The sequence below is a fragment of the Halosegnis sp. genome (assembly GCF_042216475.1).
Taxonomy (GTDB): domain Archaea; phylum Halobacteriota; class Halobacteria; order Halobacteriales; family Haloarculaceae; genus Halosegnis.
Window position 1 is genome coordinate 115,386 of sequence record NZ_JBDGTV010000007.1, and the last position, 24,396, is coordinate 139,781.

Consider the following 24,396-nt stretch of genomic DNA (forward strand, 5'->3'; position numbering starts at 1 on the left):
TCGGTCGGTGTCGTCTCGCTGTCGGTCGGTGTCGTCTCGCTGTCGGTCGGTGTCGACTCGCCTCCGCCAAAGATATCTGTCTCGATGGTCCGCTCGTAGGTAAGCGCATCCAGCGGAAGGCGAACAGTCTCTCCGGTGGGCAGCTCAAGCCGCGCGTAGAAGTCGATACGGAGGGTGGTCGTCTGGTTTGCCCGCAGGTGTGAGGCCCACCACAGCGGGAGTTGCTCGTTGTCGATGGTAGGCGTGGTACGGACCGTCTCCGTTGACTTCCCCTCAATGAGGTACGGCTGGTCTGTGCGGCCCTCGCCGACGAGAATGCCGTTCATTCGTATCTCGTAACCTACCTCGGTCAGCGTGTACGGCTCCACCTGTGGGTTGTAGATCACGAAGGCTGTCTTAATCGGGGTTTGTGCCTCGGTCACGGCGCCCCACTCGGCGCTCGTCTTGTTGACGTACAAGACCGGGTTCGAGTAGACCGGATTGGAGGGGCCCGACACCGGCCGAGTCTCCTGGGAATTGAATTGCTCGATAAGACTCGTGTTGATCTGCCGCTCCTGTTCAAGTTCGAACGTGCGGTTGCCCAGCAGACCGCTCCTGACGCTGGCGTCGATAGTCACGACCGTTCGCTCGCCGTTGTTGATGTGGCTCGCCCACCATGCCGGGATGCGCTCGTTGTCCATCCGGGTGGTGAACGCGAGCGTCGAATTGCCCGTGGCGACAGCGACACCGGACTTGTTGCCGGTCGCCATCGTCACGTCGTTCATCCGAACGGTGTAGACGATACTGGTGTCGCCGAGTTGGACGCCAACCGGATTCGGATTATTGACAACGAGATCTGTCTCGACAACGGTGGTTTCGTTCGTCACCTCGCCGAAGGCGTTGTCGACAGCGACGACACTCGGCGCACCCACAACGCCCAGCGCGACGGCGCCGCCGAGCAGGCCACCGACGGCAACGATGCCGACGACTGCTATCCCGAGTTTGCTTGTGAGCAGCGCGCGCAGACTCATCGCTCGCGGCAACACGTCCCCGAGCAAAAATCCTCCCGGGACAACGCGAAGACTAAGTGACCCGTCCCCGGAGACGGAGTATGGCAACGGAAACGGGCAGTTCTGACCGGCGGCTGGGATTCAGTATGCTGTTCGGCGTGCTCGGTGTCGGCGGCGCCGTCGTGATGCTCGCGGCGGCGTTAGAGGGTCAGCAGGCGCTCTCTGGCTGGGGGTTCGCGGCGGCGATGCTGGCCGCTACCCTATTGATTGTCGCGCTGCAGGCGTACGACTGACTGGCCGCAGAGCGGGGAGTTAAGTCCGAGCGTGCCCTACTGCGCATATGGCCGGTACCGACGACGAGGACGAACGTATCCTCTCGCATATCCGCGAGCAGGCCGCGCGGGGTGAGCGCTATTTCCGCGCGAAACACATCGCGGACGCCATCGGGCTGACCGCAAAGCAGGTCGGCGCGCGGCTTCCTCGACTGGCCGAGCAGTCCGATGACGTCGACATCGAGAAGTGGGGTCGTGCCCGCTCGACGACGTGGCGCGTCACGCCGGAGTAGTCGGTTTTTTCCCCGGGCCGCGCTCAGCCCCCGTATGACCGTTCGTGTCGAACGTACCTTCGAGTTCGACGCGCCGCCGTCGGCTATCTGGGCGTTTATCGCCGATCCGGAGAAGCGCGCGCGTCCCATCAGCGTCGTCACCGACTTCGAGACCACCGGCGACCGCACCGCAACGTGGCAGCTGAAACTCCCTATCCCGTTCACCAACCGCACTATCGCAGTCGAGACGGAAGATATCGAGCGTCGCGAAAACGAGTTCGTCCGGTTCGTCGGGACGTCGAAAGTGATGAAGGTGCAGGGGGAACACGAACTGGAAGAGACAGCAACCGGCAGTCTGCTCCACAATCGTTTCGTCGTTGACGGACGGGCTCCCGGCGTTGAGCGGTTCTTCAAGCGGAACCTCGACGGCGAGCTCGACAATATCGAGGCCGCAATCAACGAAACTCTCACAGAGTAATCCGGCTCCGCCGTGGTGAAACGAGGGTTTATGCGTGCGGCGACGCAATCCTCAGTTGCCGGAAACGACGCTTTTCTCGTCGTAACGGCAACTAAAGTCCGCGCCCGCGCCCATGCGACGGGCTGGCCCGGCACCCGTCGCACCTCTCGTCCCGCCGCTACGCTGACTCGTATACAGCCTCCATCAGCCGGACATCTGTGAGGCCGTCCACGCCGTCAGGCTCGACCGTCTCGCCGGTTGAGATGGCGTGCGCAAAGTAATCAAATTCTTCGGCGAGTTCGCCGCCGCCCGCGTCGGCCAGTTCGTATCGCTGATCCGTCTCGACGACGAGCCGCCGGCCGCGATCTGGCTGGAAGGCATCATACACCCGGACAACCCCTGTTGTCCCATACAGCGTGAGATCGGCGTTCAGGTGGCCGGAGAAGGAGGCGCTGAACAACCCGACGGCGTCGGGAAACTCGACGCGGAAATCAACGTGTTCATCGACGTCTGCGAATGGGCCGCTCGTCCGAGTGTGGCCGTCGACCGCCTCAGGCTCCGCCTCAAAAAGAAACCGGGCGGTGTTGAGCGGGTACACACCGACATCCATCAGCGCTCCACCACCCGCGAGCTCAGCGTCGAGCCGCCACTGGTCGGGGCCACCTGACGCAAGCACCGGCGAGGTGAAATCGCCTGTCAGTCGCTGGACCGTCCCGATACCGCCGTCCGCGAGAAACTCACGGAGCCGCCGGTACAACGGATCCGTCTGGAGTCGGTAGGCCGTCATCAGCGGGACATTTGCCTCCGCACACGCCTCAACCAGCTGCTCGGCCCGTGCTGCGGTTGCCTCAAGCGGCTTCTCGCAGATGACCGGCTTGCCCTGTTCGGCGGCCGTCTCCACGTGCGGAAGGTGGAGCCGGTTCGGCGTCGCGACGTAGACAAAATCGTACTCGTCGGTCAGGTCACCGTCGGCGTATCCCTCGTAGTCCGTTGTCGCCAATCCCCTGTCGGCGACGGCCGCACGGTTGCCAGGACTGCCACTGACGCCAACAGTCGCCTCAACGTAATTACAGTCGTCGATCGCCGGCAAGACAACCTGTCGCGCGAAGCCACCGCAGCCGACGACGACCAGCCGCTGCTCGTCGGCCTCGCCAGTGTCCCAGTCGCGGTTGCGGATGTCGATGAATGCGTCGTGCATACCGGCTCTTTGCAGCCGGAGGGAAAAGCCGCGGGGCGCAGCTATGGAAAATTCGAGGCGAGACCCTCGCGCTTCAGCGCGAGGAGGATATCAAGAGATGGTGACGTACTCGGAGTCCTCGTTGAGTGCGAGGTTTGTCGCTATCTCTGCGTTACGAACGGCGTACTGGGCTGTCTGCTGGAGCGCGACGAGTACTTCCCGGACTTGCAGGAGTTCGGCATTGTTCATCTCCGGGAGCCCCTCAAGGATATCACGCTGGCTATCTTCGATATCGCGAAACAGCTCCTTTGTCTGGAGCGCAAGATCATAGTCACGCTCGACGACGGAGTTCACCCCCAGTTCCGTCACCTCGTTGACCGCGTCGGTAAAGTCGCGGATGTCACGCATCGTCGCGTCGTCAACTTGGAGCGTGTGGTCGGCTGTCTCAAGGACAATATCGGCGATGTCCTCTGCATTGTCGGCCGTTAATTCGAGATTTTTGGCGACCGATCGGTAACCGATAAGCGGGAATCCTGACTCTAACCCGACGGCACGCGCAAGGTTCGGGTTTTGGTAGGCGGTGAAGATGAGCCGCAACAGCAGGACGAATATCTTGTTGGCCTGCCGCTCGCGGTTCAGCGCCCGCTGGGCGAGGTCTGGATTGCCGTGGGCCAGCGCCTTCACCGCCTCGTTTCGCATCGTCGACCCCGTCGATTCCAGCCGCTCGAGCAGGTTATCGAGCGTGAAGTCCTCCGGGTCGACGCTACAGCGGATGGCGATGCGCTCTGGCGTCTCTTCGATGACGCCCAGTCCCATCAGTTGTGTCTCGGCGTTGTACACGGCGTTGATGGTGCGGGAATCGAGCGTGCCGCCCTCTTCGACCTCTACTTGGATGACCCGGCGGCCGAGCACGTACTGTGCGAGGATGGCCCGCTCGACGGCCTCTGCGGCGAGTTCGTCGGCGTGAATGACTGCCTCTGACTCCTCCTGCTGAACGGACTCGGGCATAACCGTCAGCGTTCCCTTCCCTCCCATCCGCAGAGATACCTCGTCGCCCTTCTCGACGTTCTGGGCCTTGGCCCACTCGGCCGGCAGCGTCATCGCCAGCGTCGACGGCCCCAGCCGCTGCACCTTGCGCGTCTCCATACACGTACTGCAGGCCGCGACTAACCTTAACCTTGACTAATGGTGATAATACGCCGTACAGCTTAGACGACCTTCACGAGCCGACGCTCGTACGCGCCGACTCTGACCTGGAGCCAGCCGCGTAGCTCCTCGTCTAGGTCTGGGTCGCCGGTATCAACTCGAAGCACGCCGGTCTCCTCGAGCTTCCGGCGAGAAGCAACTACCTCGACGTCTGACTGCCGGATGATGTCGGGAGATATCTGCGGGTTCCCTCGCCCAAAGATGAATCCTTGACCGCCGATAGGCGAGACGACGATGCGGTTCTGCTCACTCAGCGTTGCGAGGATATCAGACTCGGCAGCGTCCGCCACCAAGAGGTCCCCGTCGCGCCACACATCGACGCCGAGCGGCGTTCCGTCGACCCCGAGTTCTCGTTTGATAGCCGCGAGCGTCGATCCCGGTCCGAGAATATAGGTCACACCCGTCGCCTCGCGGGCGTCTGCGGCGACGGCCTCCGCTAACCCTTCAATGGTGCCACCGCCAACTTGCTTGGACGACTGGAGGTCGTCGCCGACCGGTACCGTCGCGACTGCTCGGAGTTCGGTGTGGACCTCTCCACCTCGGAATGCGTCTTCGTCGATGTCGTTCACCTCTCGCTCTGCTGTCCGGTCGAACCGCGCCGCGAGCCGACCGGCAGCCCGTGGTGTCACACCGAACACCGAGGAGTACACCTTCACCCCGGCCGGAACGCCCAACATCGGGACGGCTGTGTTTAGTGCGTCAAGCGTCTCAGCGATATCGACGGCCGTGCCGTCGCCGCCGACAAACAGTACCACATCAACCTCTGCCTCAACCAGCGCCTCAACCGCCGCACGCGTGTCGGCGGGTGTCGTCTCCTCGCCATCGGGGTAGCCGACCACAGTTGGCTCGAAGCCGGCCTCATGGGCTGCCCGTTCGCCCATCTTGCCGCCGTACGTGAATAGGTCGACGTCGCCGGCTTCACGGAGCGCTTGCAGCGCCTCGATACCCCGCTCCGGTGCTCGCGGCTCCGCGCCCCGGGCGCGGGCTTCTTCGACCTTCCCGTCGGTCCCCTTCAGCCCGACACGGCCGCCCATACCCGCGATGGGGTTCACCACGAAGCCAACGCGTCGCATGTCGGAACGCCGGCCGTCCCCGAGTTAAGCAGCCCGGTCGTTACGGAAGTGCGATGAGAAAGCCCCGCCCTTCAGGGCGGGGATGAATCCGACAATTGACTACGCAATCCACCGACGATAGCATAGCCTGATATTCCAACAGATACTTTATCCATAGCACACAATTACATTTGTAATGGTCACGGCGACTGTCACCGCGAAGTTCCACAACCCATCCCTCTCACGGCGGAAAGAGTGGCAACGTGCCGCTCGCCTCTACCGTGACACCAAGCAGTTCTGCATCGATGGATGGGAGAACGGGGACTTTGGCAAGTCCGTGACCACGGCCAGCATCGACAACGACCTCTACTCGGCTATTCAGAACCAAGCCATCCGAGAGGCGAAATCCGACCACACCAAGGACGGAGAGGTTCGCTACCGAGAGAGTCAGCCGTTCGCTGTCAACAATCAGAATTGGGAACTCGACACGACCGAGAACGGCACAGTCGTCGTCGGCTTCCCGTGCGTCTCTCAATGGTGGTACACCCCGATAGAGGTGTACGACGACATTGCTGACCCCGTGGACCGACTGGTCGAAGGTGACGCGAAAAAGACGCGACTGCAAGTGTACCGTCGTGGCGACGACTGGTACTGTACGTTCAACGCCGAGTACGACACCGACACGTCAGGTGAGACGCCTGTCGGTGTCGATATTGGCGAACGGCACATCCTTGCTGTGACGGCCTACGGTGAGGGTGAGTCAATGCTGGTGTCTGGTGGTGAGGCGAGGTACGTTCGACGCAAATATCGTTCCCTACGCGAGTCGCTTTCGAAAGCGGGTGCGCTTCGCGCACGCAACCGTGTGGGTGACAAAGAACAGCGTCGGATCAAAGACCTGAATCACAAACTCTCCCGTCGTCTCATCACGTTCGCGGAACAGTTCGAGAATCCCGTCATTCGGATGGAAGATCTTGAAGGTATCCGTGAGAACAGTTCGTGGTCGGGTGTCCACTCGTGGCATTTCCACCAACTCCAACAGTTCATCACATACAAGGCCGAACGCGCTGGTATCCGTGTCGAAAAGGTCGATGCGTACCATACCAGTCAACGGTGTTCGGCGTGTGGTTCGATGGGAACCCGTGATGGTGACCACTTTTCGTGTTCGGAGTGTGGTCGTGGACGACACGCCGACCTGAACGCGTCGGAGAATATCGCACAACGGGAGGGTGAACCATGCACGGCGTAGCAGTTCGGCTGACGCGAACCGTGCTACCTCGCTGGTTGAATAACCAGTCGTCGTTGACGCCCGCTGTATGCGGGGAGGAAGGCCCCATTGACAGGGCTATACGCGCTGGAAAGCACACCGTTGGTCACAACTCGGTGGCGACCGTTGACGTTCCACGCGAAAGCGTACTTGAGAACCGAGGAAACGCGCAACCTGAATATCCCCGTCGGGGAATCCTCGCCCTAACGGGCGAGGAGGATGTCAAGGAAGTGCTCTGACTCGCCCTTCGCGGGTGAGCCGGATCGATGGCACGGCCTGTGCGGTGCACGCGAATACCCAAACACCACGCCACCTCGGTGGTCCGACGCACTGCGCACGACCCATAGCCGAGCCTCCTCGTGGGCTTGGTCAGGGTGCCTTCGGAGACGGAGGAATAGCCTGCTGTCCCGCGAAAGAATCCTCGCGCGTCAGCGCGGGAAGGCTATCAAAGTGAGACAGCGAAGGCCATCAGAAACAGGAAGTACGCCACCACGACGACCCCGAGCGCTTTGTAGCGGAACAACCGCAAGGCCTCTGCCTCGCGCTCGCGGGCCATCTCGACGGCCGCCTGTTCTGCCTCGGTGAGTTGTGACTCGTGTTCCAGTCCGAGGTGGAGGTCGCGGTAGTCGGCCCGCGCGAATGCCCGTCCGCAGTAGGGACAGGTCGGCTCTGGATCCTCGTGAGCGTTCATGAGATGAACGGTGGGGCGGCGTATGGTCGGGAGACGATCCACAGCGAGGTCATCGTGTACAGCATCATCACGACAGTAAGTGCGTACTGGCTGCGCACGGCCTGCATCCGCGAGGGAAACAGCTCGTAGGCGACCCCGTGGGCGACCCAGACAGCCAGCAGGTGGCCGGCAAGGACAAACGCAAGCGAGAGGCCGCCGAACCAGCCCGGAAGGACGAGCCGCGCCGGTGGGCCCGGTCCCCACGGCATGGCGAGTGCGGCTGCGAGTGCTGGCGCAAGCGTTAGAAAGTAGCCCAGATAGTGAGCGACGTGGTAACCGGCGGCGATAGCCAGAAGGGATGGCGCGAACCGGCGAGCCAGTTCCGCCTCACCGCGGCGAGTCTCGGCAAACTGCGCCCCATACCGGACTGCCAGCAGGTACGCCCCGTAGAAGATGAGATAGCCGACGGCAAGCGCAAGTGGGTACACAATCGCCGGTGGGATGCCCGCGGCGACGACAGTCCGGACCAGCCTCGCCCACGGCGGCGTCGCGACCAGCCCGTCGTAGGTAGTACCCCACAGCAGCGCGAGCACGAATCCCACCTCCCCCCGCGACCTCAGCAGGTCCGCCGTCAGCCCGGCGCCGGGTGGTCGCAGACGGAGACCATCCTCCCAGGTGAGCGGCGCAACGGCACCGTAGAGTCTGAACACGCGCGCCACGGGGTCAACCTGTGTAAAGTAGGCCTCCCCGAACGCGACGGCACCGGCCAGCGCCACGGCCGTGTACGCGAGCGTCACCGTCGCAAGCAGGCGCGGCGCGTCCGCAAGCGGGCTGACTATCTCCACCCAGAACAGCATGAGCAGGCCGACGGTAGAGAGCCACGCCGGCGCAACCGGCAGGCGCGACGGGTCGCGGTCGCCGGTCGGCAAGATACCGGCAAGCGTCCGCCACGGGTCGATAACAGGCCAGGCGTTGCCGAGCAGGTAAGCCGACATCGCCAGTCCCGCCCACCACCCCCCCCACACAAGCAGGACGCCAGCGTTGCGCCGCGGCTCGATTGGGCCGAGGACCCCGACACCGATCACGAGAAGGAGCCCGACGATGCCGACGGCCTGGCCGAGCGTCGCGAGTCGGTCGGCGTTGGGACCGACAACCCGGCGCCGGTAAGCGTGGACGCGGGCTACGAACTCCCGGTCGGTCGCGAACGACGACAACAGAAAGGAGACACCGACGACCGCTCCGCCCGTCGAGAGGAACAGCCACGTCGGCACGTCCAGCGTGCGGCCAGCGTCGCCGCCGAGACTCCCGCCATGTGCAAGCACTCGGCCGACTGCGGGGCCGGCTGCGAGCGTGAGCGCCGCGAGGCCGGCCGCAAGCACCCGCCGCCGGCGTCGGGTCGCTGCCATCGTCGCGGGTTGGGTGTCCCCGCCCGTATACCCGTCGGAACTGCGACCCGACGGCCGTGTGTATAGGAGGGCTTTTGTCGGTCCACTCGTAAGCGCCGGCCATGAGTCACGCAGACGAAAGCGACGAGGGCGGCCACCACCTCCCGGCTGTCGAGGACTGGCCACGAGGCTTCGGTGAGGCGTCGTGGTGGCCGTTCGTGACCGCTCTCGGCGCGGCCGGCATCTACCTCGGCGCGGCCCTGTACGTGCTCTCGACTGGCGAGAGTCCGCTGGTGCCGATGACGTACGCGCTTGGGACCGCCGTCGCGAGTATCGGGCTGTTCCTCGTCGGCCTCTATGGGTGGACCTATCACGCGTTCATCGAAGCCTACTGGACGAGCGAATCGACCGGTGTTGGCCTGAAGATGGGAATGCTCGCTTTTCTCGGCTCCGAAATCGCAACGTTTGGCGCCGGCTTCATTTACTACTTTTTCATCCGAGCGGATGCGTGGAACAACCTCCCACATCTCGTCAAGGACGGCAGCATCTTCGGTAGTCTTGTCATCATCAACACCGTTCTGCTAATCATTTCGTCAGTAACGCTCCACTACGCGCACGTCGCGCTCCGAAAGAACAACCGCCGGCGGTTCGTCGGCCTGCTTGGCCTGACGCTCCTGCTCGGGATTATCTTCCTCGGCGGCCAGGCCTACGAGTACTACGAGTTCATCGTCCACGAAGGGTTTACCCTCACCGAAGGCGCCTACGGCTCGGCGTTCTACGGACTGACCGGCCTCCACGGCCTCCACGTCTCCTTGGGCGCAGTCCTGCTCGGTATCGTCTTTGTCCGTTCGCTATTCGGCCAGTACACCCCCGAGAAACACACCTCCGTCACCACTGTCTCGATGTACTGGCACTTTGTTGACGTCGTCTGGATCTTCCTCGTTGTCGTGCTGTACGTCGGCGCAATCATCGGCTGAAGTACCGATTGCCTGTTTTGTTGCCCCTCCGACCCGCCTGCCAGCGAAGCGGACATCGTCAGGAGACAACTCCTCATAGTCACATGACAGACCCTGAAACCTGTCGGCGCGCCAGCATGCGGATACTCGCTTCGTCTGTGCTCCTGGGGCAGCCGCCGGGAGAGATATCGAAACGATTGTACCGGGTTCCCTTCCATCGAAGTCGACCGTTCTGCCGAGTGTCAGGATATATCAAGTGCCATCTAGACGCCAATCCACTGACCGTGTTGGAGCGGCTCCTCCGTCCCGCTTCGGAGCGTCTGCTCGATGAATCTCCTCAAGGAACATCAGCAAGCCGGCACCGATGTGAACCGTCGTGCAGGCCGATTCTATGTAGAGCCATTGGCCAGGAGTCAACAACCCCATCCTCCTTCGCTCGGGGCTGCTGCCCACTTGCTCGTTGCGGGCGGAGTGTGCCCGTAGTCTCGCTCTCGACCGCAGTATTGTTCGATACCACGTGGGCGGTCCACCGCGCTCAGGGGCATCGTCCCAGACGTCGGGGCACGGTGACTGGTGCCTATTCCTCCGAACGGCTAGTGGCCGGATGGACGGAGGTCACATATCCCCCAACATCAACTACGGGGACGGCTTCCTCCTCGCCGGACTGCGCTTCTCAGCCGCGTACGCGGATTGCGATACTCTGTGAGGACGTTGACTCCGCCTGCACAAATTGAATACCCGTACGCCAGCGCTCAGCGTTTCCACAATACAGTAATCGCTTCGGAACAATCCGTGGAGTCCGAGGATGCTTGTCGCCACGACACGACGGCCACCGCAGAAATGGGAGATGAGCACAGCGTTTCGTCGAGTGAGAGACTCGCCCCGGTCGGTGAACGCCAGCGCAAAAAAGTAATTGTGAACAGTTCGCCTGCGCGTAGTAGGGACTCTCAAGCAGTCGACTGGCCACGGGCTCGAACGTCAGCATACTTGCTCTATACGCAAGCGGGTATACTCCAGTAACTCCGAGGCATACGACCAGTGCCATATGCCCCGAGTCGTCGTGTTCCAGCCAGGTGGCGGCCGCCAGCACGACGAGTCCCACGACGACGAGGGATGCGACGCCGAACAGGGACCACGTTACTATAGGATGTACTACTCTGCACTGGCAGTCAAATCAAACCGAGCGCGTCCGCACGTCTGTGTTTTGTATCAATCAAACAAATTGTATCGACCGACGAACTCGCGGCGAAGACAGGAGAGCGGGTAATTTTAACTCGACGATTCGCTCTTCATCTCGGACTTTTGCTTGTCGAGCCACTGCTGGTACTCCTCTTGCGAGACTACCTTCACCTTGCCGAGCATCGCGGAGTGGCCGACGCCACAGTATTCCGCACAGTAGAGTTGGTAGGTGCCCTCCTCGTAGGCGACTGTCTTGATGGTGTTGTACTTCTCCGGGAAGGCGTCCTGCTTCAGCCCCAGATCTGGGACGTGGAAGGCATGAAGCCAGTCAACGGAGGCGACGTGGAAGTAGACTGGCCGGTTCTTCGGAATTACGAGGGGCTCGCCGGCCGTGCTTGTGGCAGAGACGACTGACCCATTCACGCGGTGTTCGGGGTAATTGTACGTCCAGTAATATTTCTGGGCGATGACCTCTACCTCGACGGTCTCGTCGTCCTCAGCCTGCGACGGGCCGACGGCCCCGGGGAAGTCATAGGTCGTCGCGGGCTCGACCGCGTTCGGGTTCGACGCGGCAGTGACGCCGCCGATGGCCTGCACCCCGAGCACTTGGTAGGCGGCCGCCCCGACGAACAGCAGGATGACGGCTGTCGTCACGGTCCAAGTAATCTCGAGCCGACGGTTCTCTTGGGTCGGTTTCGGCTCGTCGTTGTCCTTGTAGCGGACGACGGTATAGATAAGCACCGCCTCGACGATAACCGTGATGACGACCGCGACGTACAGCAGTTCGAGGTTGAGCCCGGTGATGAGCTCGTCATTGAGCGAGGTCTGCGCTGCGACCGGGTCCACGGCCAGCGCGAGTAACGCCAGCAGCCCGGCCCCCGCTGTCGCGATGCGCGCTCGTATCATTGGCCGCGCTTAGGGGTGGCCCCTCATTAACCCCGCGATGCCGGCCGGATGCACCCGGCAAAGCGCGGGGCCTAAGTGCGGCCACGCTAACGGTCAGACGATGGAACGGCCGAAGTTCACGACGCTGCTCGCGGGAGCCGTCGTCGGCGTCTACCTCCTTGTCGTCGCGGGTGCGACGGCCGCGCTCGCGGACGCCGCCGCAGCCTGTTCGGGCTGGCCGCTGTGTGCGCCTGACTCGCCAGGCGCGTTCGTCGCGCTTGGCCACCGTGCCGTCGCCGCGCTCGTCGGTCTCCTCGTTGCCGCGACGGCTCTCATCGGCTGGGGCGATGCTGCAGGCCGCGTCAGGCTCGCCCTGCTGGCCGCGCTCGCGCTCTACCCGGTGCAGGTTGCGATGGGGGCCATTGTCGCCCGCGTCGGAGGGTCCGGACTCGCGCCGGGAGTCCACCTTGCTGTTGCGATGGCCATCTTCGGCACGCTCGCACTCGCGCTCGCTTGGCAACTAGAGGCTGAGACGGGCACCGACGACGAGAGAGCCGAACAGCCTGCGCCGGAGCTCCCCGACCCCCCGGAGTCGACGGTGACGTTCGACTCCCAGCTCGGGCGGCTGCGAGCCACCGTCGGCGCCTATCTCCGGCTGACGAAGCCACGGCTAATGTGGCTACTCGCGCTGGTCGCGGCGGCGGCGATGGCGCTCGCGGCCGGGCCGGAACTGGCCGTCGAGACGGTCGTCTACACGCTCGGAGGCGGCGTCCTCGCTATCGGCGCGTCAGGTACATTCAACCACGTCCTCGAGCGGGACATCGACCGCCGGATGAAACGGACCAGCGACCGGCCGTTGGCGACGGAACTGGTTCCCGTGCGTAACGCTGTTGCCTTCGGGCTGACGCTTGCCGCGCTGTCCGTCGCTGCGTTCCTGCAGGTGAACCCGCTCGCGGCCGCGCTCGGCGTCGTCGCTATCGGTTTCTACTCCGTCGTCTACACGCTCATCCTGAAGCCGAACACGGTCCAAAACACCGTCATCGGAGGTGCCGCCGGCGCCCTCCCCGCACTGATTGGGTGGGCGGCCGTCACCGGCCGAGTCGGGCTGCCTGGCGCCGTACTGGCGGGCGTCATCTTCCTGTGGACGCCCGCGCACTTTTACAATCTCGCGCTGGCCTACCGGGAAGACTACGCCAGGGGTGGCTTCCCGATGCTGCCAGTCGTGCGCGGCGAGACGGTCACCCGAAAGCACATCCTGTGGTATCTGGCGGCGACCCTGGCGGCCGCGGGCACGCTCGCAGCTGTCAGCGGACTTGGTGTCGTCTATGCCGCGACGACCGTTCTCTTCGGTGCCGTCTTCCTCGCGGCAGTCGTTCGGCTTCATCGCGAGCGGACCGAGACCGCGGCGTTTCGGGCATTCCACGCCTCGAACGCCTACCTCGGCGCACTGCTGTTGGCCGTCGTGATAGACTCGCTGGCCGTATGAGCACGGCACACGCCCGACTTCCCGACCGACCGACGGCTCTCTACTGGACGGCCATCCTCAACGCCGAACTACTGGTCGTCCTCGCCTACTTCGCGTTCGTCACCGGGATTCCGGAGTCGCTCGACTTCGTCGTGCTGGTCGTCGTCCCGTGGGTGTGGCTCAACGTCTCTTGGTGGGTTTATCGGAACATGCGGTTCCCAGCCGCGCCGTTCCGGCGCCGCGTACTCGGCGCGATTGTCGCCGCCGGTTACTTCCTTGTGCTTGCGCGGGTTGGCGGCCTGCTCCTCCCTGGCATCGGTGACTTGGCGACCGGGCTCCGCGTCGTCACCTATCAGGTCCCGCCTGGCTTCGGTCCGGCACTGCTCTACAGTGGTGACTCACTGGTCGTCAACCTCATCCCCTACCAGCTTGCCGGCTACCTCACGCTCGCGATACTCGTGTACGCCACCGTCGTCGACGTGTCGGGATCGGCCGCCGCCGGCTTCGTCGGCTTATTCTCCTGTGTCTCGTGTACGCTCCCCGTCATCGCGGCCGTCGTCTCCGGTGTTACTGGGAGTGTGACGTTCGTCGCCTCGCTGGGCGACGGCGCCTACGGCCTCTCGACGGTCGTATTCGTCCTCTCAGTGGCGCTGTTACGGTGGCGCCCGGACATAGGCGACGTCGCACGGCTTCGCGGGCTGGTCGCTGATCTCCGGGGCTGGAACCGGAGGTAGGATAGTCCTCGGCCGCGACCGACTGGTATGAGCAACATCGAAATCGAGTACTGCGTGCCGTGTGGTTACCTTGACCGGGCGCTTGACCTCCAACGGGCAGTCCTCCAGAACTTTGGAAGAACGGTCGACCGCGCAGCGCTGGTCACCGGCGAGGCGGGTGTCCTGCAGGTGCGGGTTGACGGCGAGGCTGTCTGGGACATCGCCGACGACGAGTACGACGTCGACGAGGTCGTCCGTCGCGTGAAGCAGGCGTTATGAGCACTACCGAACCGCCGGCGGTCAGGGCCAGCGATATCCACAAGTCCTACGGCGATACCCACGCGCTCAACGGCGTCTCGCTGTCGGTCGCCCGTGGCGAGGTCTATGGGCTCATCGGTCCGAACGGCGCTGGCAAGACGACGCTGGTACGCGCGCTCACCGGTACCACCGACCCCGAAGGAGACGTAGAACTGCTCGGTGTTCCACCCCGACGCGCGGACCCACAGCGCATCGGACTACTGCCCCAAGAGTTCGGCCCACCCAACCGGCTCACTGCCCGCGAGCTAATCGCGTACTACGGCGGGCTCTACGAGACAGCCCGCGACATCGAGAGCGTGCTTGCTGACGTGGGGCTCTCGGAGACTGCTGACACCTACTATGAAGACCTTTCGGGCGGCCAGAAGCGCCGCGCCTGCGTCGCCACCGCGCTGGTCAACGACCCGGACGTACTGTTTCTCGACGAGCCAACGACGGGAATTGACCCGCAGGGCCGGCGGGATGTCTGGGGGCTTGTCGACGCGCTCGCGGCCGCCGGCGCCACCGTCGTCGTCACCACCCACTACATGGAAGAAGCCGAGCGGCTCTGTGATCGCGTCGGTCTGCTCGCGGACGGGCAACTCGTCGCAGAGGGGCCACCATCTGAACTCGTGGCCGAGCACGGCGGCGCCCCTCGCGTAGAGGTGCGGGCCGACGACGAGTCAGCCGCACGGACAGCGCTCGCGGACGCCGGGTACGCGTTTGTCCCCGACGAGCGACGGCTGGTCGTGGACGGTGTTGCCCCCGAAGACGTCGGTGACGTTGCGTCGGCGCTAGCCGAGGCGGACGTTGACTACGAGGGGCTGCTGTGGCGCCGCCCGGATCTTGAGGAGGTGTATCTCCAGTTGACCGGCCAAACAGTCGGCGCCGGCGGTGAGCCACGGGAGGTTGGTGATGACTGACCGTCGCCGATTCGCGCTCCGGCGGTGGCGCCGGGTCCGTGCTGAGACGGTGGCGGCCGGCACCGCGTTCCTGCGGCGACGAACAGCCGTCTTCTTCACGTTCTTTTTTCCGGCGATCGTCATCCTCATTTTCGGTGCGCTGGTCCAAACGGCCGGCTCTGGCGGGCTGTTTACCGAGCCGCCGGGATACTATGTTCCCGGCTACCTCGCTGTCGTGGTGCTGTTCACGCCGCTGTCGCGGGTCGGCAGCGAGGTGGCGCGCCATCGCGCGGACAGTCGGTTCGAAAAGCTGGCGACGACGCCGCTACGTCGATGGGAGTGGCTCCTCGGCCAGACACTGGTCAATGTGGGTGTTATCGGGGTTGCGAGCGCGGGTATCCTTCTCCTCGCCGTCGTCGTTGCCGGCGCCTCGGTCGTCCTCTCGCCGCTGCTCGTCCCATATGTCGCGCTCGGCGTCGCACTGTTCTGTGGTGTCGGTGCGCTGCTCGGGCGCGTGGCCGACTCGCAGGACGGCGTCGTCGCGGCCGCGAATGGCGTTGCACTCCCCCTTCTGTTTCTCTCAGAGACGTTCGTCCCGCCGTCGCTTTTGCCTGACTGGCTGCCGTTGTGGCTCTCCCCGCTCACCTACTTCTCGCGAGGTGTCCGCGCCGCGACCTACCGGCCGCCGGGGACGATCGCGACGGCACGGGTCCCTGGCGGGGGGCTTGCGCCTTCAGAGGCGAATCTGGTCGTGCTCGCGGCCCTCGCTGTCGTTGCCTTCGTCGTCGGCGCCGTCTCCGTACCGCGTACCGACTAGACCAGTAGCGGGACGATGAGCGCAACCCACGCGAGCAGGAAGACTCCCAGCGTGTACGCCAGCCCAACGGCGTACTGGCGGTCGAGATGCGCGAGGTCGAACGACTCGGCGTGGCTGTCCTGCAGTTCTGCGACGGCCTCGCCCGGCTCCGCGGTCATCGGTCCTCGAAGCAGGAGTCCCCCGACGCCAAGCGCGACGAACGCCACGCCGAACAACAGGAGCGACCGGCCGACTGGCAGCACCCGCGCGACGCCGACGACGGCCAGCACCGTTGCGCCGGCGTAGCCGACGCCGTAGCGAAGGAGCAGCCGGGCGGGTTCGCGCATGCCTGCGGTTCGACGGCCGTGAGTATGAATGACCCGTTCGGAAGCGGCAGGCGTTTGCCATGCCGCGCCCACGCCCGGGTATGGAACTGTCGTCGCTGCCGGACCGCCCGTTCGAACTGGCGGAGTTGCGCGAGCTGAACGAGAGCGGTCGCTTCCGCGCCGTCTTTCCGGCGGGTGTCTTCGATTTCGAGGGGTCAGCCGCAAAGCTGGTCCCTGCGGTCGTCCTTGTCACTCCGGAACCGGACGGTCGGGTGGTGGCAGTCGGCTACGACCTTACGTCGGGGTGGACTCGCGTCTCCAGCGAGCCCGCCGGCGACGACGCCGATGCGGGAGTGGAGACGGCGAGCCAACGGCTCCGGGAGTGGGTTGAGCAAACAGACCAGCAGTGGGCCGGGCCAGACGGCGCGACCGTGCTCGCCGAGCACCTTCGCTAGAAGCCGGCCGTGCGGACGAACTCGTAGCTGTACACGTGGTTGAGCAGGACGTATGCGAACACACCAAGCGTGAGCGATACCGACCAGACGACGACGGTGACCCGCCCCACGCGGCGGTGGGCTGTCTGCTTCAGTTCGTCTCGAGTGTGCGTCAGCCCCACGGTGACGTTGTAGAGGACGAGCGGCACCGAGAGTATCGACAGGAGGATGTGGACGCCGAGCATCCCGAAGTAGAACAATGCGGCGCCGTCGGGGCCGACGAACTCTTTGCGACCGCCGCCGCCCGTCTTCAACAGGTACAGCACCAAAAACACCAGAATGAGCAGGAACGCTGAGAGCATGAACGCGCGATGCCGGCGGACGTTTCCTCGTCGGACCGCACGCCACCCGCCCAGCAGGCAGAACACGGTAAGGGTATTGACGACAGCGATGGCATCCGCAAGCAGGTTCACTGTCGCCTCAGAGATGGTTGGATAGATTGGAAGCCCGAGATACAGCGTCCCCACCACGAGCGCGTAGCCGACGACCGTCAGGAGGGCGGCGACGGCCCGAGGGTGTCGCTTCACGACCGGCGGCGCGTCCGCGGTAGCCATACCTGCTGTTGGCGAGCCTGACCCGTATCCGTTCCGCTTTCCGGTTGTCCGAAACTGTGATACCACGGTAGTACGCAACGTGCTCACATGAGCACACCCGAGACCGAGGAGCGGACCATCCGGTGTCTGGTAGCAAAGGTCGGGCTGGACGGCCACGACCGCGGGGCACATGTCATCGCTCGGGCATTCCGAGATGCTGGCTTCGAGGTCATCTACTCGGGACTCCACAAGTCGCCAGACGAGATCGTGCAGGCGGCCGTGCAAGAGGACGTTGACGTGCTTGGTATCTCCATCCTCTCGGGGGCCCACAACACGCTGGTTCCCAAAATCGTGGACGGGCTGAAAGAGTACGACGCCTTCGAGGACACACTCATCCTCGTGGGAGGTATCATCCCCGACGAGGACCGCGAGGGGCTCAAGGAGATGGGCGTCGGCGGTATCTTCGGCCCCGGGGCGTCGATGGCAGAGACCATCGAGTTCGTCCGCGAGAATGCACCCGAGCGATGAGCCAGGTAGAGACTGACCAACTTATCGACGAACTGCTCGCCGGGAAACACCGCGCGCTGGCCCGCGTCATCTCCAAGATAGAGAACCGCGCTCCGGGCTACCGGGAGCTTGTCAGCCGGCTGCACGAACATACTGGATCGGCTACCGTCGTCGGGGTCACCGGGTCACCGGGCGCGGGCAAGTCGACGCTCGTCGACAAGATGGCCGAAACGTACCGCGACCGCGGGGAGACGGTCGGCGTTATCGCCATCGACCCCTCTTCACCGTTCTCCGGCGGCGCCGTGTTAGGCGACCGCATTCGGATGGCCTCGAACGTGGGCGACATGGACGTGTTCTTCCGGTCGATGTCGGCCCGCGGCACGCTCGGCGGGCTCTCAACGGCGACGACGGATGCGGTGAAGGCGCTGGACGCGTTCGGCAAAGACCGCATCATCATCGAGACGGTCGGCGCCGGTCAAAACGAGGTAGACATCGTCGGCACGGCCGACACGGTGGCCGTGCTCGTCCCGCCGTCTTCGGGCGATGACGTCCAGATGCTGAAGGCAGGAATCCTCGAAATTGCGGACGTATTCGTCGTCAACAAGGCCGACCTCGACGGCGCCGACCGCACCGTCAAGGAGCTGAAAGAAATGGTCCACATGCGGGACGCATCCCCGCTTGCAGGGACGGCCGGCCACCATGGTGCCGACGCCGCCCCCGATATCGATACCCCCGATGACGAGGAAGAAGAGGACGCGTGGACGCCTCCCATCATCGAGACGGTTGCGAAGAGCGGCGAGGGTGTCCAGGAATTCCTCGAGACGCTGGCAGACCACCGCGAGTGGCTGGAGTCCTCTGGCGAGTTAGCCGCTCGCGAGCGGGAGCGGTACACCGAGGAGATACGTCGGTTGCTGCGCGAAGAAGCAGCCTCGCTCGTCGAGTCAGAGGTGGCGGCCCGCGGTGGGCTGGAGGCGTACGTCGACCGGGTGCTTGCCAAGGAGACGGACCCGTACGCCGTCGTCGAGGAGGTCACTGCGCCTATCGAGGAGTGTCTGGACCGCTAGGCGAGCCGCTCGTGCTCGACCTTGAGACACTTGTCTTGGACGAACTGTCGACCAGAGGCCTCCACCCGCTCGCCAGCCGCGTCGTCGCGGATATTCAACTGGAGCCACACCGTGTCTACGTCATCACGCTTGAGCACCTCGTCGACGATGCCGCTTACCTCCTCACTCGGTCGGAACACGTCCACAAGATCGACCGACTCTTGCACGTCGGCGAGTGAATCGTAGGCCCGCTCGCCGAGCACCTCGTCAGCTGTTGGGTTCACCGGTATAATTCGGTATCCGTGCTCTTGGAGATATTTGGGAACGCCGTGGGCTGCCTTCCCGGGCGTGGTTGAGCACCCGACGACCGCGATGGTGTCGGCCGCAAGCACGTCGCGCAGTTCATCGTCGTCGGTAACAGGCATACAGACCAGAGGCCGCCGAGGGCGAAAAGCGTGACGCGGCTAAGGAAGGTTCGTCGTCACCGATCCGTCTTCGTCCGTTTCGATGGCGCCATCGAACAGCTGCGAGAGGGTGTTCATGGCCTGATCGTCGTGGGCGCCCTCTTGGACGATGAACAGCCCCAGCGCATCGGCGTTCTCGATGCGGCTGGTGAACACGTGAAGAAATCGGAACACCGTCTGGAGGTCTGAATACATCAGCAACGTCGTCAGCGAGACAAACAGCGCGCGGTTGCGGGTGACACCGCGGCTCGTGTAGAACTCCTTGAGCAGTTCTGAGAAGTCGATACCGATACCCGTCATGTCTTCCGGCGAAGAGGCGTACTGGACTAAGTCGGTGTCCGCGATGGTCCCCTGGCCTTGGTGTTTGGTGACGCAGTCGACGATGCCCAGCGGCGCGTCGTACTCGAAGAGGTCGGCGCGTTCCGCGCGGATGCGCTCTGCACTGTGGCGGTTGGAGACGACGATACCGCCCTCGCCATCGGCGAGTCCCGCCTCCAGTAGCTGGTAGCCGAGCGGTATCTTGCCGCTCAGGGGGGGCCCGGAGAGCAGCAGGTTCGTCCCGGGGGCGACCTCGGTCCCGTTCAGCGGCCCCCCGAGGTCATACATTCCAGCCCCCCCGCGGCGAGGGTCGGCCGACGCACCAATCCATTGTTTGCTATGCCTGCCGACTCGCATTTAGCGTTTGTGTTTGCCTGAGTCATACAGGGCCGCTCTCGCGGGGTCTCACGCCAGCCGCCCGACGACGAACGCCCCAGCGGCCAGCAGTTGGCCGTACTTCAGCCATGCCTGCCCGCGGGCAGCGTCAGCAAAACTCCAGTAGCCGCCCGCCAGCATCACGACATCGGCAAGCGCGACCGCGAGCAGGTACGCCGGGCCGAAGCCCGCCAGCAGATACGGCGCCGGGCTGGCGAGCACACCGGCGACGAGTGCGCCCGTGGCCACGGCGAGCGCGCGCTTCTCCCCCAGCGCGATGGGCAACGTCGACAGCCCCTCCTCACGGTCGCCGACCACGTCCTCGACATCCTTCACCACCTCGCGGGCGAACGTGGCGAGGGCCGCCAGCACCGCCAGCACGGCGACAGGGGCGAGATCGCCGCCGACAGCCGCCCCGCCGAAGATGAATGTCGACCCACCGAGATACGCAACGACGGCGTTGCCGACGCCTGGCAGTCCTTTGAACAGCTCTGTGTACGCGACCAGTGCCGCGAGGTTGACGACGGCGACGGCGACGGCGAGCGCCGGCAGGAGGAGTGCGAACGCGACGGCTGCAAGAAACAGTGCCGCCGCGAACGCAAGTGCCACCCGTGGAGCGACGGCTCCCCGGGGGATGGGCCGGTCAGGCCGGTTGACCCGGTCGATGGCGCGGTCGAAGTAGTCGTTGATAGCATTGCCGGCTCCGACCGCAAGAACAGTGGCGACGACCGCGGCCCCAGCGCGCACGACTGGGGGCGTGGCTGCGAGCAGTCCCGCCGTCTGACCTGGGCCGGCGACGAACGCGCCGATGGCAGTGAGCGCTCCGGCGACCACCGCATTGGCCGGCCGTGTGAGTTCAAGCAGCCCCCGGAGCCGTTCCATACCACGCGCCTGCGCCGGCCCCGGCTTCAACGCGTCGGTCCGATGGAAGGGCTTTTGAGGGGCACCGCGCTACGAGACGTGAGGGCCCTTAGCTCAGCCTGGACAGAGTGCGTGGCTTCGGACCACGTTGCCGGGGGTTCAAATCCCTCAGGGCTCGCTGCTGCACGTCACGCTTTTTTGAGCGGCAGTGGTAACCTCACTAGTGAATCCGGATACGTATCTCGTCACCGGTGCGGCGCTGTCGCCGGGTCGCTCCACCCGTGAGGTGGTCGAGGCGGCACTCGCCGGCGGAGTTGACGCGATTCAGCTGCGCGAGAAGGCCGCAACCGCTCGAGAGCGCTACAAACTCGGGCTCGAACTCCGGGAGCTGACGGTAGATAGAGACGTCTCGCTGATCGTCAACGACCGGGTCGACATCGCGGCGGCCATCGACGCTGACGGCGTCCACGTCGGCGACGAAGACCTCCCGGTCTCGGTCGCCCGCGACCAGCTCGGCCCGGCGGCGACGGTTGGTCGCTCCGTCTCGACGGTCGAGGGGGCGAAGGCAGCCGAGGCCGCTGGTGCCGACTATCTCGGTGTCGGCGCGGTGTTCGGCACCGACTCGAAGGCGACCGACTCGGAGATTGGTCTTGACCGCGTGCGGGCAATCAGCACGGCTGTATCGGTGCCTGTCGTCGGTATCGGTGGTGTCACCGTCGAGAATGCTGGAAAAGTCATTCGCGCGGGCGCCGACGGCGTGGCCGTCATTTCGGCTATCACGGCCGCAGACGATCCCGAGACGGCGACCAGGCGCCTCGGAGAGGCTGTCGCAAGCGCGCACGCTGACGCGGGCTGAGCCGGCCCCGAACGGGTTCGGGCGGACTGCTACCCGCCAGCGCACCTAATCGGGAGCATGGCGACGACACGACTGACCGGCTGGCTGGACCGTACGCTGACGCGTGTGGATGAGCGGACGGAAGCGCTCGCGACCGGCGAGGTGACCGACGAAAACGTGGCCGACTACCGCGCGCGGACGGCCCGAATCGCCGAGAAGGCGGCTGTGGGCCTGCTTGCGGTTCGCGAAGCTCCCGACGAGTCGCGCCGGCGGTTCGATACCGCGATGGAACTGCACGGCGGCGCCGCCGAGGCTGGCACCGACCCGCTAGCAGAGCGATACTATGCGCTTCGGGCCGGGACCCTTGCGGGCGCGAAGCAGGCCGTCCCGGGGCTGGCCCGGCGGCTCAAGCGCACAGCTGACGGGACGCCGCTGTACGCACTGGACGAGCGGGGATCGCTTGACCGAGACTACTACCTCGCGCTCGCGGCCGGCGCGCTCGGGGACGCGCCCGCCGCGGACCGCGCCGCCGGGCGGTTTTCGGCTTCGGTGTTGCGGTTGGCCACCGCAGGCTTCTTCGAGACAACGACTCGCGAGGAGCGCGCGCTGTACGGCGGCCGGTCAGCCGTCGTCGAAGGAGTGCTTAGCCGAGATGCTGAGGCGGTCGCTCGCGGGCTTGAGACCGTGCTCGCCCACCACGACGGGAGCGCTGGCGGCGCCCCGACGGAACTCCCCTGTCGAGAGGCAACGTTCCTGGCGACGGTGGCGACAGCCGCCGGCCTAGGCGAGGCTGTCCCGGACCATGAGGCGGTCGCGGACCCGCTCGTGGACGCCCGGGCACTGCCTGACGGTCCACGCCCGGTCTGAGGTTACAGTTCATCCCGAGCCAGTTGAGACGCTTCGGTGATTGCGCCCACCGACGAGAGGTGTGCGGCGCCGACAGACGCCTTCGCGGCCCGGGCGGCCTGCCCGCGTAGTACTGTTGGCCCGACTTGTGCAACAGCGTCGTCGCCAACGGTAACAACCCATCCTGGCGAGGTGAACGAGTACCGGTCCAGTCGCGGCTCGAAGCCATCGCCTCCCTGCCGGTCGTAGTCAACGAGTGCAGCGATATTCGCAGCGGCCACCTTCGCCTCCCTGAGGGCGGCCTGTGCACTTGCGGGCACCGGCTCTCCGTCCGCATCGACAACCCGAGCCGCATCGCCGACGACGAAGGTATCGTCGTCGACCCGGAGGTGCGCGCGCGTCTCGGGGCGCTCGCCTCCAAGCGCGTCCGGCCCCCGGATACCACCGGTCCAGACGAACCCGTCGTACGGTAGCGACTCTCCCGACTCGAGGGTGACCTGGTCGGCGTCTGCCTCGGCAATGACCGTGCCAGTCCGGACGTCGATGCCCGCATCCGTCAGCGCCTCGTGGAGTGCGCGCTGGAACCGCTCGTCGAAGCCAGGCGCAACGCTGTCGGCCATCTCGACCAGCTGCACCTCTGCGTCACTGTCGCGCTCCTCGGCAAGCGCGGCTAACTCACCGGCGACCTGGACGCCTGACAGCCCAGCGCCACCGATGACAAACCGGCCATCCTCGTGCTCGGTGAACCGCTGGCGGATGCCTTCGGCGTCTGCCAGCCGCTTCAGCGGCAGCGCGTGTTCCTCCACACCGGCCAGTCCGTAGAAGTTCGTCTCTGCGCCGAGACAGACAGCCGCGTAGTCGTACGACAGTTTCCCGTCGTCGGCGAGTTCCGCCGTGTTCGCGGCCGGCTCGACGGATTCAACGCGGTCCACCACCACTCGCGTCCGGTCCAACACTGTCGTCAGTGGGATACGGATAGTGTCCGCGACAGAGGGGCGCCGGACTGCGCGGTGGAGCTCGTGCTGCACGAGGTGGTACGGTTCGTCGTTGACGAGGGTCAACTCGACATCGGAAGGGAGGGCTCGCTCGAGCCGGCGGGCGACAGTCAGTCCGGCGTAGCCGGCTCCGAACACGGCGACGTGCATACATGCCATTCGGGCGTGGGCGGCTTGGGTCTGCCGACGCCGGCGGGAAACCATTTGAGGGTCGGCCACGACGCACGGGCGTGCAACACGTCGACCTTGATGAACTCGAGCGGATTCCGCACTTCATGGGCGTCAATAGCGACCGGCGGCCGCTGGCGCGGGCCATCGACGCGATGGGCTTCGCGGCGACCTATCTCGAACTTGAGCCCGGCGAGGCGTTCTCGGGCGGCCCGCATACCCACACCGACCAGGAGGAACTGTTCATCGTCCTCGAGGGAACGGCGACCTTTGAGACCCGGCCCGGCCCAGGAACCAGAAGCGAGACAACTGAGGTGGGGCCGATGGGCGCCGTCCACTTCGAGGCGGGTGATGTCTTCCAGCAGGGACGAAACGAGTCCAACGAGCCGGTCGTAGGGCTTGCGATTGGCGTCGGTGCTGACCGGCATGCCTGGGATGGCGTCGAGGCGCTCGTGGACTGTCCCGACTGCGGCACGGAGACGGTCCACTCACTCGCCGCGCCCGAGGCTGACGACGAGCGGATGCCCGCCCCTGAGCGCGTCGACATTATCTGCGAGACCTGCGGCAACCAGCTGTAAACAGCCTCGGGCGCGGTGCCCCGAGGCTTTTGTAATTCCCTCAGCTGTGCGCTAACACTCCCTAATCGGCAAGCGAGCGGGATGAGGTTGGGCGGCTTACACGCCCCGACCCGGACAGA

General features: G+C 64.9%; 29 protein-coding genes and 1 tRNA gene. 17 read left to right on the forward strand and 13 right to left on the reverse strand.

Features of this window, described 5'->3' with window-relative positions; translation table 11 throughout:
* On the reverse strand, positions 1-1,010 hold a 1,010-nt coding region (locus tag ABEJ63_RS03980), incomplete at its 3' end, for an LEA type 2 family protein (RefSeq protein ID WP_375795058.1).
* A gap of 80 nt (positions 1,011-1,090) precedes the next feature.
* Between ABEJ63_RS03980 and ABEJ63_RS03985 the strand changes: the two genes are divergently transcribed.
* From ABEJ63_RS03985 to ABEJ63_RS03995, 3 genes are read left to right on the forward strand one after another with little or no spacing between them, the layout of a single operon-like run.
* Positions 1,091-1,282: a hypothetical protein gene (locus ABEJ63_RS03985; protein ID WP_375795059.1), complete on the forward strand. Its 192-nt coding sequence runs from the start codon at positions 1,091-1,093 to the stop codon at positions 1,280-1,282.
* Between the two features lie 47 nt (positions 1,283-1,329).
* Positions 1,330-1,554, forward strand: coding sequence for a hypothetical protein (locus tag ABEJ63_RS03990; protein WP_375795060.1), 225 nt, complete (start codon positions 1,330-1,332; stop codon positions 1,552-1,554).
* Between the two features lie 34 nt (positions 1,555-1,588).
* Positions 1,589-2,011 carry an SRPBCC family protein gene (locus tag ABEJ63_RS03995; protein WP_375795061.1) on the forward strand — a complete coding sequence of 141 codons (423 nt, stop codon included), beginning with the start codon at positions 1,589-1,591 and terminating at the stop codon, positions 2,009-2,011.
* A gap of 157 nt (positions 2,012-2,168) precedes the next feature.
* Here the strand turns inward: ABEJ63_RS03995 and ABEJ63_RS04000 are convergent, their stop codons facing one another.
* The 3 genes from ABEJ63_RS04000 to ABEJ63_RS04010 all read right to left on the reverse strand — a co-directional run bounded on the left by ABEJ63_RS04000 (position 2,169) and on the right by ABEJ63_RS04010 (position 5,446).
* Positions 2,169-3,188 (reverse strand): Gfo/Idh/MocA family oxidoreductase, encoded by a 1,020-nt coding sequence (locus ABEJ63_RS04000; protein WP_375795062.1) that lies wholly within the window; start codon positions 3,186-3,188, stop codon positions 2,169-2,171.
* Between the two features lie 90 nt (positions 3,189-3,278).
* Positions 3,279-4,313: a PhoU domain-containing protein gene (locus tag ABEJ63_RS04005; protein ID WP_375795063.1), complete on the reverse strand. Its 1,035-nt coding sequence runs from the start codon at positions 4,311-4,313 to the stop codon at positions 3,279-3,281.
* 62 nt (positions 4,314-4,375) lie between these two features.
* Positions 4,376-5,446 carry an ATP-NAD kinase family protein gene (locus ABEJ63_RS04010; RefSeq protein WP_375795064.1) on the reverse strand — a complete coding sequence of 357 codons (1,071 nt, stop codon included), beginning with the start codon at positions 5,444-5,446 and terminating at the stop codon, positions 4,376-4,378.
* Positions 5,447-5,621: 175 nt separating this feature from the next.
* Between ABEJ63_RS04010 and ABEJ63_RS04015 the strand changes: the two genes are divergently transcribed.
* Positions 5,622-6,671 carry an RNA-guided endonuclease TnpB family protein gene (locus ABEJ63_RS04015; RefSeq protein ID WP_375795065.1) on the forward strand — a complete coding sequence of 350 codons (1,050 nt, stop codon included), beginning with the start codon at positions 5,622-5,624 and terminating at the stop codon, positions 6,669-6,671.
* 463 nt (positions 6,672-7,134) lie between these two features.
* Here ABEJ63_RS04015 and ABEJ63_RS04020 read toward each other — a convergent pair whose 3' ends face one another.
* Positions 7,135-7,380 carry a C2H2-type zinc finger protein gene (locus ABEJ63_RS04020; protein WP_375795066.1) on the reverse strand — a complete coding sequence of 82 codons (246 nt, stop codon included), beginning with the start codon at positions 7,378-7,380 and terminating at the stop codon, positions 7,135-7,137.
* Positions 7,377-8,765, reverse strand: a complete 1,389-nt coding sequence (locus ABEJ63_RS04025) for a hypothetical protein (protein WP_375795067.1) — start codon at positions 8,763-8,765, stop codon at positions 7,377-7,379. The genes ABEJ63_RS04020 and ABEJ63_RS04025 overlap by 4 nt, the downstream gene beginning before the upstream one ends.
* Positions 8,766-8,866: 101 nt before the next feature.
* Between ABEJ63_RS04025 and ABEJ63_RS04030 the strand changes: the two genes are divergently transcribed.
* Positions 8,867-9,721 carry a heme-copper oxidase subunit III gene (locus tag ABEJ63_RS04030; RefSeq protein ID WP_375795068.1) on the forward strand — a complete coding sequence of 285 codons (855 nt, stop codon included), beginning with the start codon at positions 8,867-8,869 and terminating at the stop codon, positions 9,719-9,721.
* A 1,248-nt stretch (positions 9,722-10,969) separates the two neighbouring features.
* On the opposite strand, the gene coxB is transcribed toward ABEJ63_RS04030, so the two are convergent.
* On the reverse strand, positions 10,970-11,785 hold the full coding sequence (gene coxB, locus ABEJ63_RS04035; protein WP_375795069.1) for a cytochrome c oxidase subunit II: 816 nt from the start codon (positions 11,783-11,785) through the stop codon (positions 10,970-10,972).
* Positions 11,786-11,885: 100 nt separating this feature from the next.
* On the opposite strand from coxB, the gene ABEJ63_RS04040 reads away from it, so the two are divergent.
* The 5 genes from ABEJ63_RS04040 to ABEJ63_RS04060 are packed head-to-tail and all read left to right on the forward strand — an operon-like array spanning position 11,886 to position 15,955.
* Positions 11,886-13,250: a heme o synthase gene (locus ABEJ63_RS04040; RefSeq protein WP_375795070.1), complete on the forward strand. Its 1,365-nt coding sequence runs from the start codon at positions 11,886-11,888 to the stop codon at positions 13,248-13,250.
* Positions 13,247-13,963 (forward strand): hypothetical protein, encoded by a 717-nt coding sequence (locus ABEJ63_RS04045; protein WP_375795071.1) that lies wholly within the window; start codon positions 13,247-13,249, stop codon positions 13,961-13,963. The genes ABEJ63_RS04040 and ABEJ63_RS04045 overlap by 4 nt, the downstream gene beginning before the upstream one ends.
* A 27-nt stretch (positions 13,964-13,990) precedes the next feature.
* Positions 13,991-14,221 (forward strand): SelT/SelW/SelH family protein, encoded by a 231-nt coding sequence (locus tag ABEJ63_RS04050; RefSeq protein WP_375795072.1) that lies wholly within the window; start codon positions 13,991-13,993, stop codon positions 14,219-14,221.
* Positions 14,218-15,159 carry an ABC transporter ATP-binding protein gene (locus ABEJ63_RS04055; protein ID WP_375795073.1) on the forward strand — a complete coding sequence of 314 codons (942 nt, stop codon included), beginning with the start codon at positions 14,218-14,220 and terminating at the stop codon, positions 15,157-15,159. Before ABEJ63_RS04050 ends, ABEJ63_RS04055 begins: the two co-directional genes overlap by 4 nt.
* Complete coding sequence (locus ABEJ63_RS04060; protein ID WP_375795074.1) at positions 15,152-15,955, forward strand: ABC transporter permease; 804 nt, start codon at positions 15,152-15,154, stop codon at positions 15,953-15,955. Before ABEJ63_RS04055 ends, ABEJ63_RS04060 begins: the two co-directional genes overlap by 8 nt.
* Here ABEJ63_RS04060 and ABEJ63_RS04065 read toward each other — a convergent pair.
* Positions 15,952-16,281 carry a hypothetical protein gene (locus ABEJ63_RS04065; protein WP_375795075.1) on the reverse strand — a complete coding sequence of 110 codons (330 nt, stop codon included), beginning with the start codon at positions 16,279-16,281 and terminating at the stop codon, positions 15,952-15,954. The genes ABEJ63_RS04060 and ABEJ63_RS04065 overlap by 4 nt on opposite strands.
* Before the next feature lie 80 nt (positions 16,282-16,361).
* Here ABEJ63_RS04065 and ABEJ63_RS04070 point away from each other — a divergent pair, with 80 nt between their 5' ends.
* A complete protein-coding gene (locus ABEJ63_RS04070; protein WP_375795076.1) occupies positions 16,362-16,715 on the forward strand; it encodes a hypothetical protein in 354 nt (117 codons plus the stop codon).
* Here the strand turns inward: ABEJ63_RS04070 and ABEJ63_RS04075 are convergent.
* Positions 16,712-17,308, reverse strand: a complete 597-nt coding sequence (locus tag ABEJ63_RS04075; protein ID WP_375795077.1) for a DUF420 domain-containing protein — start codon at positions 17,306-17,308, stop codon at positions 16,712-16,714. The genes ABEJ63_RS04070 and ABEJ63_RS04075 overlap by 4 nt on opposite strands.
* Positions 17,309-17,395: 87 nt before the next feature.
* On the opposite strand from ABEJ63_RS04075, the gene ABEJ63_RS04080 reads away from it, so the two are divergent.
* Positions 17,396-17,815, forward strand: coding sequence for a cobalamin B12-binding domain-containing protein (locus ABEJ63_RS04080; RefSeq protein ID WP_375795078.1), 420 nt, complete (start codon positions 17,396-17,398; stop codon positions 17,813-17,815).
* On the forward strand, positions 17,812-18,858 hold the full coding sequence (gene meaB, locus ABEJ63_RS04085; protein WP_375795079.1) for a methylmalonyl Co-A mutase-associated GTPase MeaB: 1,047 nt from the start codon (positions 17,812-17,814) through the stop codon (positions 18,856-18,858). The genes ABEJ63_RS04080 and meaB overlap by 4 nt, the downstream gene beginning before the upstream one ends.
* Here the strand turns inward: meaB and ABEJ63_RS04090 are convergent.
* The 3 genes from ABEJ63_RS04090 to ABEJ63_RS04100 form a co-directional block, all read right to left on the reverse strand.
* Complete coding sequence (locus ABEJ63_RS04090) at positions 18,855-19,262, reverse strand: CoA-binding protein (protein ID WP_375795080.1); 408 nt, start codon at positions 19,260-19,262, stop codon at positions 18,855-18,857. The two genes, meaB and ABEJ63_RS04090, sit on opposite strands and share 4 nt — an antisense overlap.
* A 39-nt stretch (positions 19,263-19,301) precedes the next feature.
* A complete protein-coding gene (locus ABEJ63_RS04095; protein ID WP_375795081.1) occupies positions 19,302-19,907 on the reverse strand; it encodes an RAD55 family ATPase in 606 nt (201 codons plus the stop codon).
* Positions 19,908-20,024: 117 nt separating this feature from the next.
* Positions 20,025-20,876, reverse strand: coding sequence for a geranylgeranylglycerol-phosphate geranylgeranyltransferase (locus tag ABEJ63_RS04100; protein ID WP_375795082.1), 852 nt, complete (start codon positions 20,874-20,876; stop codon positions 20,025-20,027).
* Between the two features lie 82 nt (positions 20,877-20,958).
* Between ABEJ63_RS04100 and ABEJ63_RS04105 the strand changes: the two genes are divergently transcribed.
* The 3 genes from ABEJ63_RS04105 (at position 20,959) to ABEJ63_RS04115 (ending at position 22,557) form a co-directional block, all read left to right on the forward strand.
* A tRNA-Arg gene (locus tag ABEJ63_RS04105) sits at positions 20,959-21,033 on the forward strand.
* Positions 21,034-21,078: 45 nt separating this feature from the next.
* Complete coding sequence (thiE, locus tag ABEJ63_RS04110) at positions 21,079-21,711, forward strand: thiamine phosphate synthase (protein WP_375795083.1); 633 nt, start codon at positions 21,079-21,081, stop codon at positions 21,709-21,711.
* Positions 21,712-21,768: 57 nt separating this feature from the next.
* Entirely contained in the window at positions 21,769-22,557 is a 789-nt protein-coding gene (locus ABEJ63_RS04115; RefSeq protein WP_375795084.1) for a hypothetical protein, read from the forward strand.
* Between the two features lie 2 nt (positions 22,558-22,559).
* Here ABEJ63_RS04115 and ABEJ63_RS04120 read toward each other — a convergent pair whose 3' ends face one another.
* Positions 22,560-23,681, reverse strand: coding sequence for an NAD(P)/FAD-dependent oxidoreductase (locus tag ABEJ63_RS04120; protein WP_375795085.1), 1,122 nt, complete (start codon positions 23,679-23,681; stop codon positions 22,560-22,562).
* 80 nt (positions 23,682-23,761) lie between these two features.
* On the opposite strand from ABEJ63_RS04120, the gene ABEJ63_RS04125 reads away from it, so the two are divergent.
* Positions 23,762-24,277: a cupin domain-containing protein gene (locus ABEJ63_RS04125; protein ID WP_375795086.1), complete on the forward strand. Its 516-nt coding sequence runs from the start codon at positions 23,762-23,764 to the stop codon at positions 24,275-24,277.
* Positions 24,278-24,396: the final 119 nt, after the last annotated feature.

Excerpts from the sequence above, each read along its gene's own strand:
- ABEJ63_RS04070 (WP_375795076.1), top strand. The coding sequence starts at position 16,362 with ATGGAACTGTCGTCGCTGCCGGACCGCCCGTTCGAACTGGCGGAGTTG.
- ABEJ63_RS04095 (WP_375795081.1), bottom strand. The coding sequence starts at position 19,907 with ATGTATGACCTCGGGGGGCCGCTGAACGGGACCGAGGTCGCCCCCGGG.
- ABEJ63_RS04055 (WP_375795073.1), top strand. The coding sequence starts at position 14,218 with ATGAGCACTACCGAACCGCCGGCGGTCAGGGCCAGCGATATCCACAAG.
- ABEJ63_RS04015 (WP_375795065.1), top strand. The coding sequence starts at position 5,622 with ATGGTCACGGCGACTGTCACCGCGAAGTTCCACAACCCATCCCTCTCA.
- ABEJ63_RS04045 (WP_375795071.1), top strand. The coding sequence starts at position 13,247 with ATGAGCACGGCACACGCCCGACTTCCCGACCGACCGACGGCTCTCTAC.
- ABEJ63_RS04020 (WP_375795066.1), bottom strand. The coding sequence starts at position 7,380 with ATGAACGCTCACGAGGATCCAGAGCCGACCTGTCCCTACTGCGGACGG.
- ABEJ63_RS04075 (WP_375795077.1), bottom strand. The coding sequence starts at position 17,308 with ATGGCTACCGCGGACGCGCCGCCGGTCGTGAAGCGACACCCTCGGGCC.
- meaB (WP_375795079.1), top strand. The coding sequence starts at position 17,812 with ATGAGCCAGGTAGAGACTGACCAACTTATCGACGAACTGCTCGCCGGG.
- ABEJ63_RS04065 (WP_375795075.1), bottom strand. The coding sequence starts at position 16,281 with ATGCGCGAACCCGCCCGGCTGCTCCTTCGCTACGGCGTCGGCTACGCC.
- ABEJ63_RS04060 (WP_375795074.1), top strand. The coding sequence starts at position 15,152 with ATGACTGACCGTCGCCGATTCGCGCTCCGGCGGTGGCGCCGGGTCCGT.
- ABEJ63_RS04115 (WP_375795084.1), top strand. The coding sequence starts at position 21,769 with ATGGCGACGACACGACTGACCGGCTGGCTGGACCGTACGCTGACGCGT.
- ABEJ63_RS04000 (WP_375795062.1), bottom strand. The coding sequence starts at position 3,188 with ATGCACGACGCATTCATCGACATCCGCAACCGCGACTGGGACACTGGC.
- ABEJ63_RS04120 (WP_375795085.1), bottom strand. The coding sequence starts at position 23,681 with ATGCACGTCGCCGTGTTCGGAGCCGGCTACGCCGGACTGACTGTCGCC.
- coxB (WP_375795069.1), bottom strand. The coding sequence starts at position 11,785 with ATGATACGAGCGCGCATCGCGACAGCGGGGGCCGGGCTGCTGGCGTTA.
- ABEJ63_RS04005 (WP_375795063.1), bottom strand. The coding sequence starts at position 4,313 with ATGGAGACGCGCAAGGTGCAGCGGCTGGGGCCGTCGACGCTGGCGATG.
- ABEJ63_RS04010 (WP_375795064.1), bottom strand. The coding sequence starts at position 5,446 with ATGCGACGCGTTGGCTTCGTGGTGAACCCCATCGCGGGTATGGGCGGC.
- ABEJ63_RS04100 (WP_375795082.1), bottom strand. The coding sequence starts at position 20,876 with ATGGAACGGCTCCGGGGGCTGCTTGAACTCACACGGCCGGCCAATGCG.
- ABEJ63_RS04030 (WP_375795068.1), top strand. The coding sequence starts at position 8,867 with ATGAGTCACGCAGACGAAAGCGACGAGGGCGGCCACCACCTCCCGGCT.
- ABEJ63_RS04025 (WP_375795067.1), bottom strand. The coding sequence starts at position 8,765 with ATGGCAGCGACCCGACGCCGGCGGCGGGTGCTTGCGGCCGGCCTCGCG.
- ABEJ63_RS03985 (WP_375795059.1), top strand. The coding sequence starts at position 1,091 with ATGGCAACGGAAACGGGCAGTTCTGACCGGCGGCTGGGATTCAGTATG.
- ABEJ63_RS04050 (WP_375795072.1), top strand. The coding sequence starts at position 13,991 with ATGAGCAACATCGAAATCGAGTACTGCGTGCCGTGTGGTTACCTTGAC.
- ABEJ63_RS04080 (WP_375795078.1), top strand. The coding sequence starts at position 17,396 with ATGAGCACACCCGAGACCGAGGAGCGGACCATCCGGTGTCTGGTAGCA.
- ABEJ63_RS04040 (WP_375795070.1), top strand. The coding sequence starts at position 11,886 with ATGGAACGGCCGAAGTTCACGACGCTGCTCGCGGGAGCCGTCGTCGGC.
- ABEJ63_RS03990 (WP_375795060.1), top strand. The coding sequence starts at position 1,330 with ATGGCCGGTACCGACGACGAGGACGAACGTATCCTCTCGCATATCCGC.
- ABEJ63_RS04090 (WP_375795080.1), bottom strand. The coding sequence starts at position 19,262 with ATGCCTGTTACCGACGACGATGAACTGCGCGACGTGCTTGCGGCCGAC.
- ABEJ63_RS03995 (WP_375795061.1), top strand. The coding sequence starts at position 1,589 with ATGACCGTTCGTGTCGAACGTACCTTCGAGTTCGACGCGCCGCCGTCG.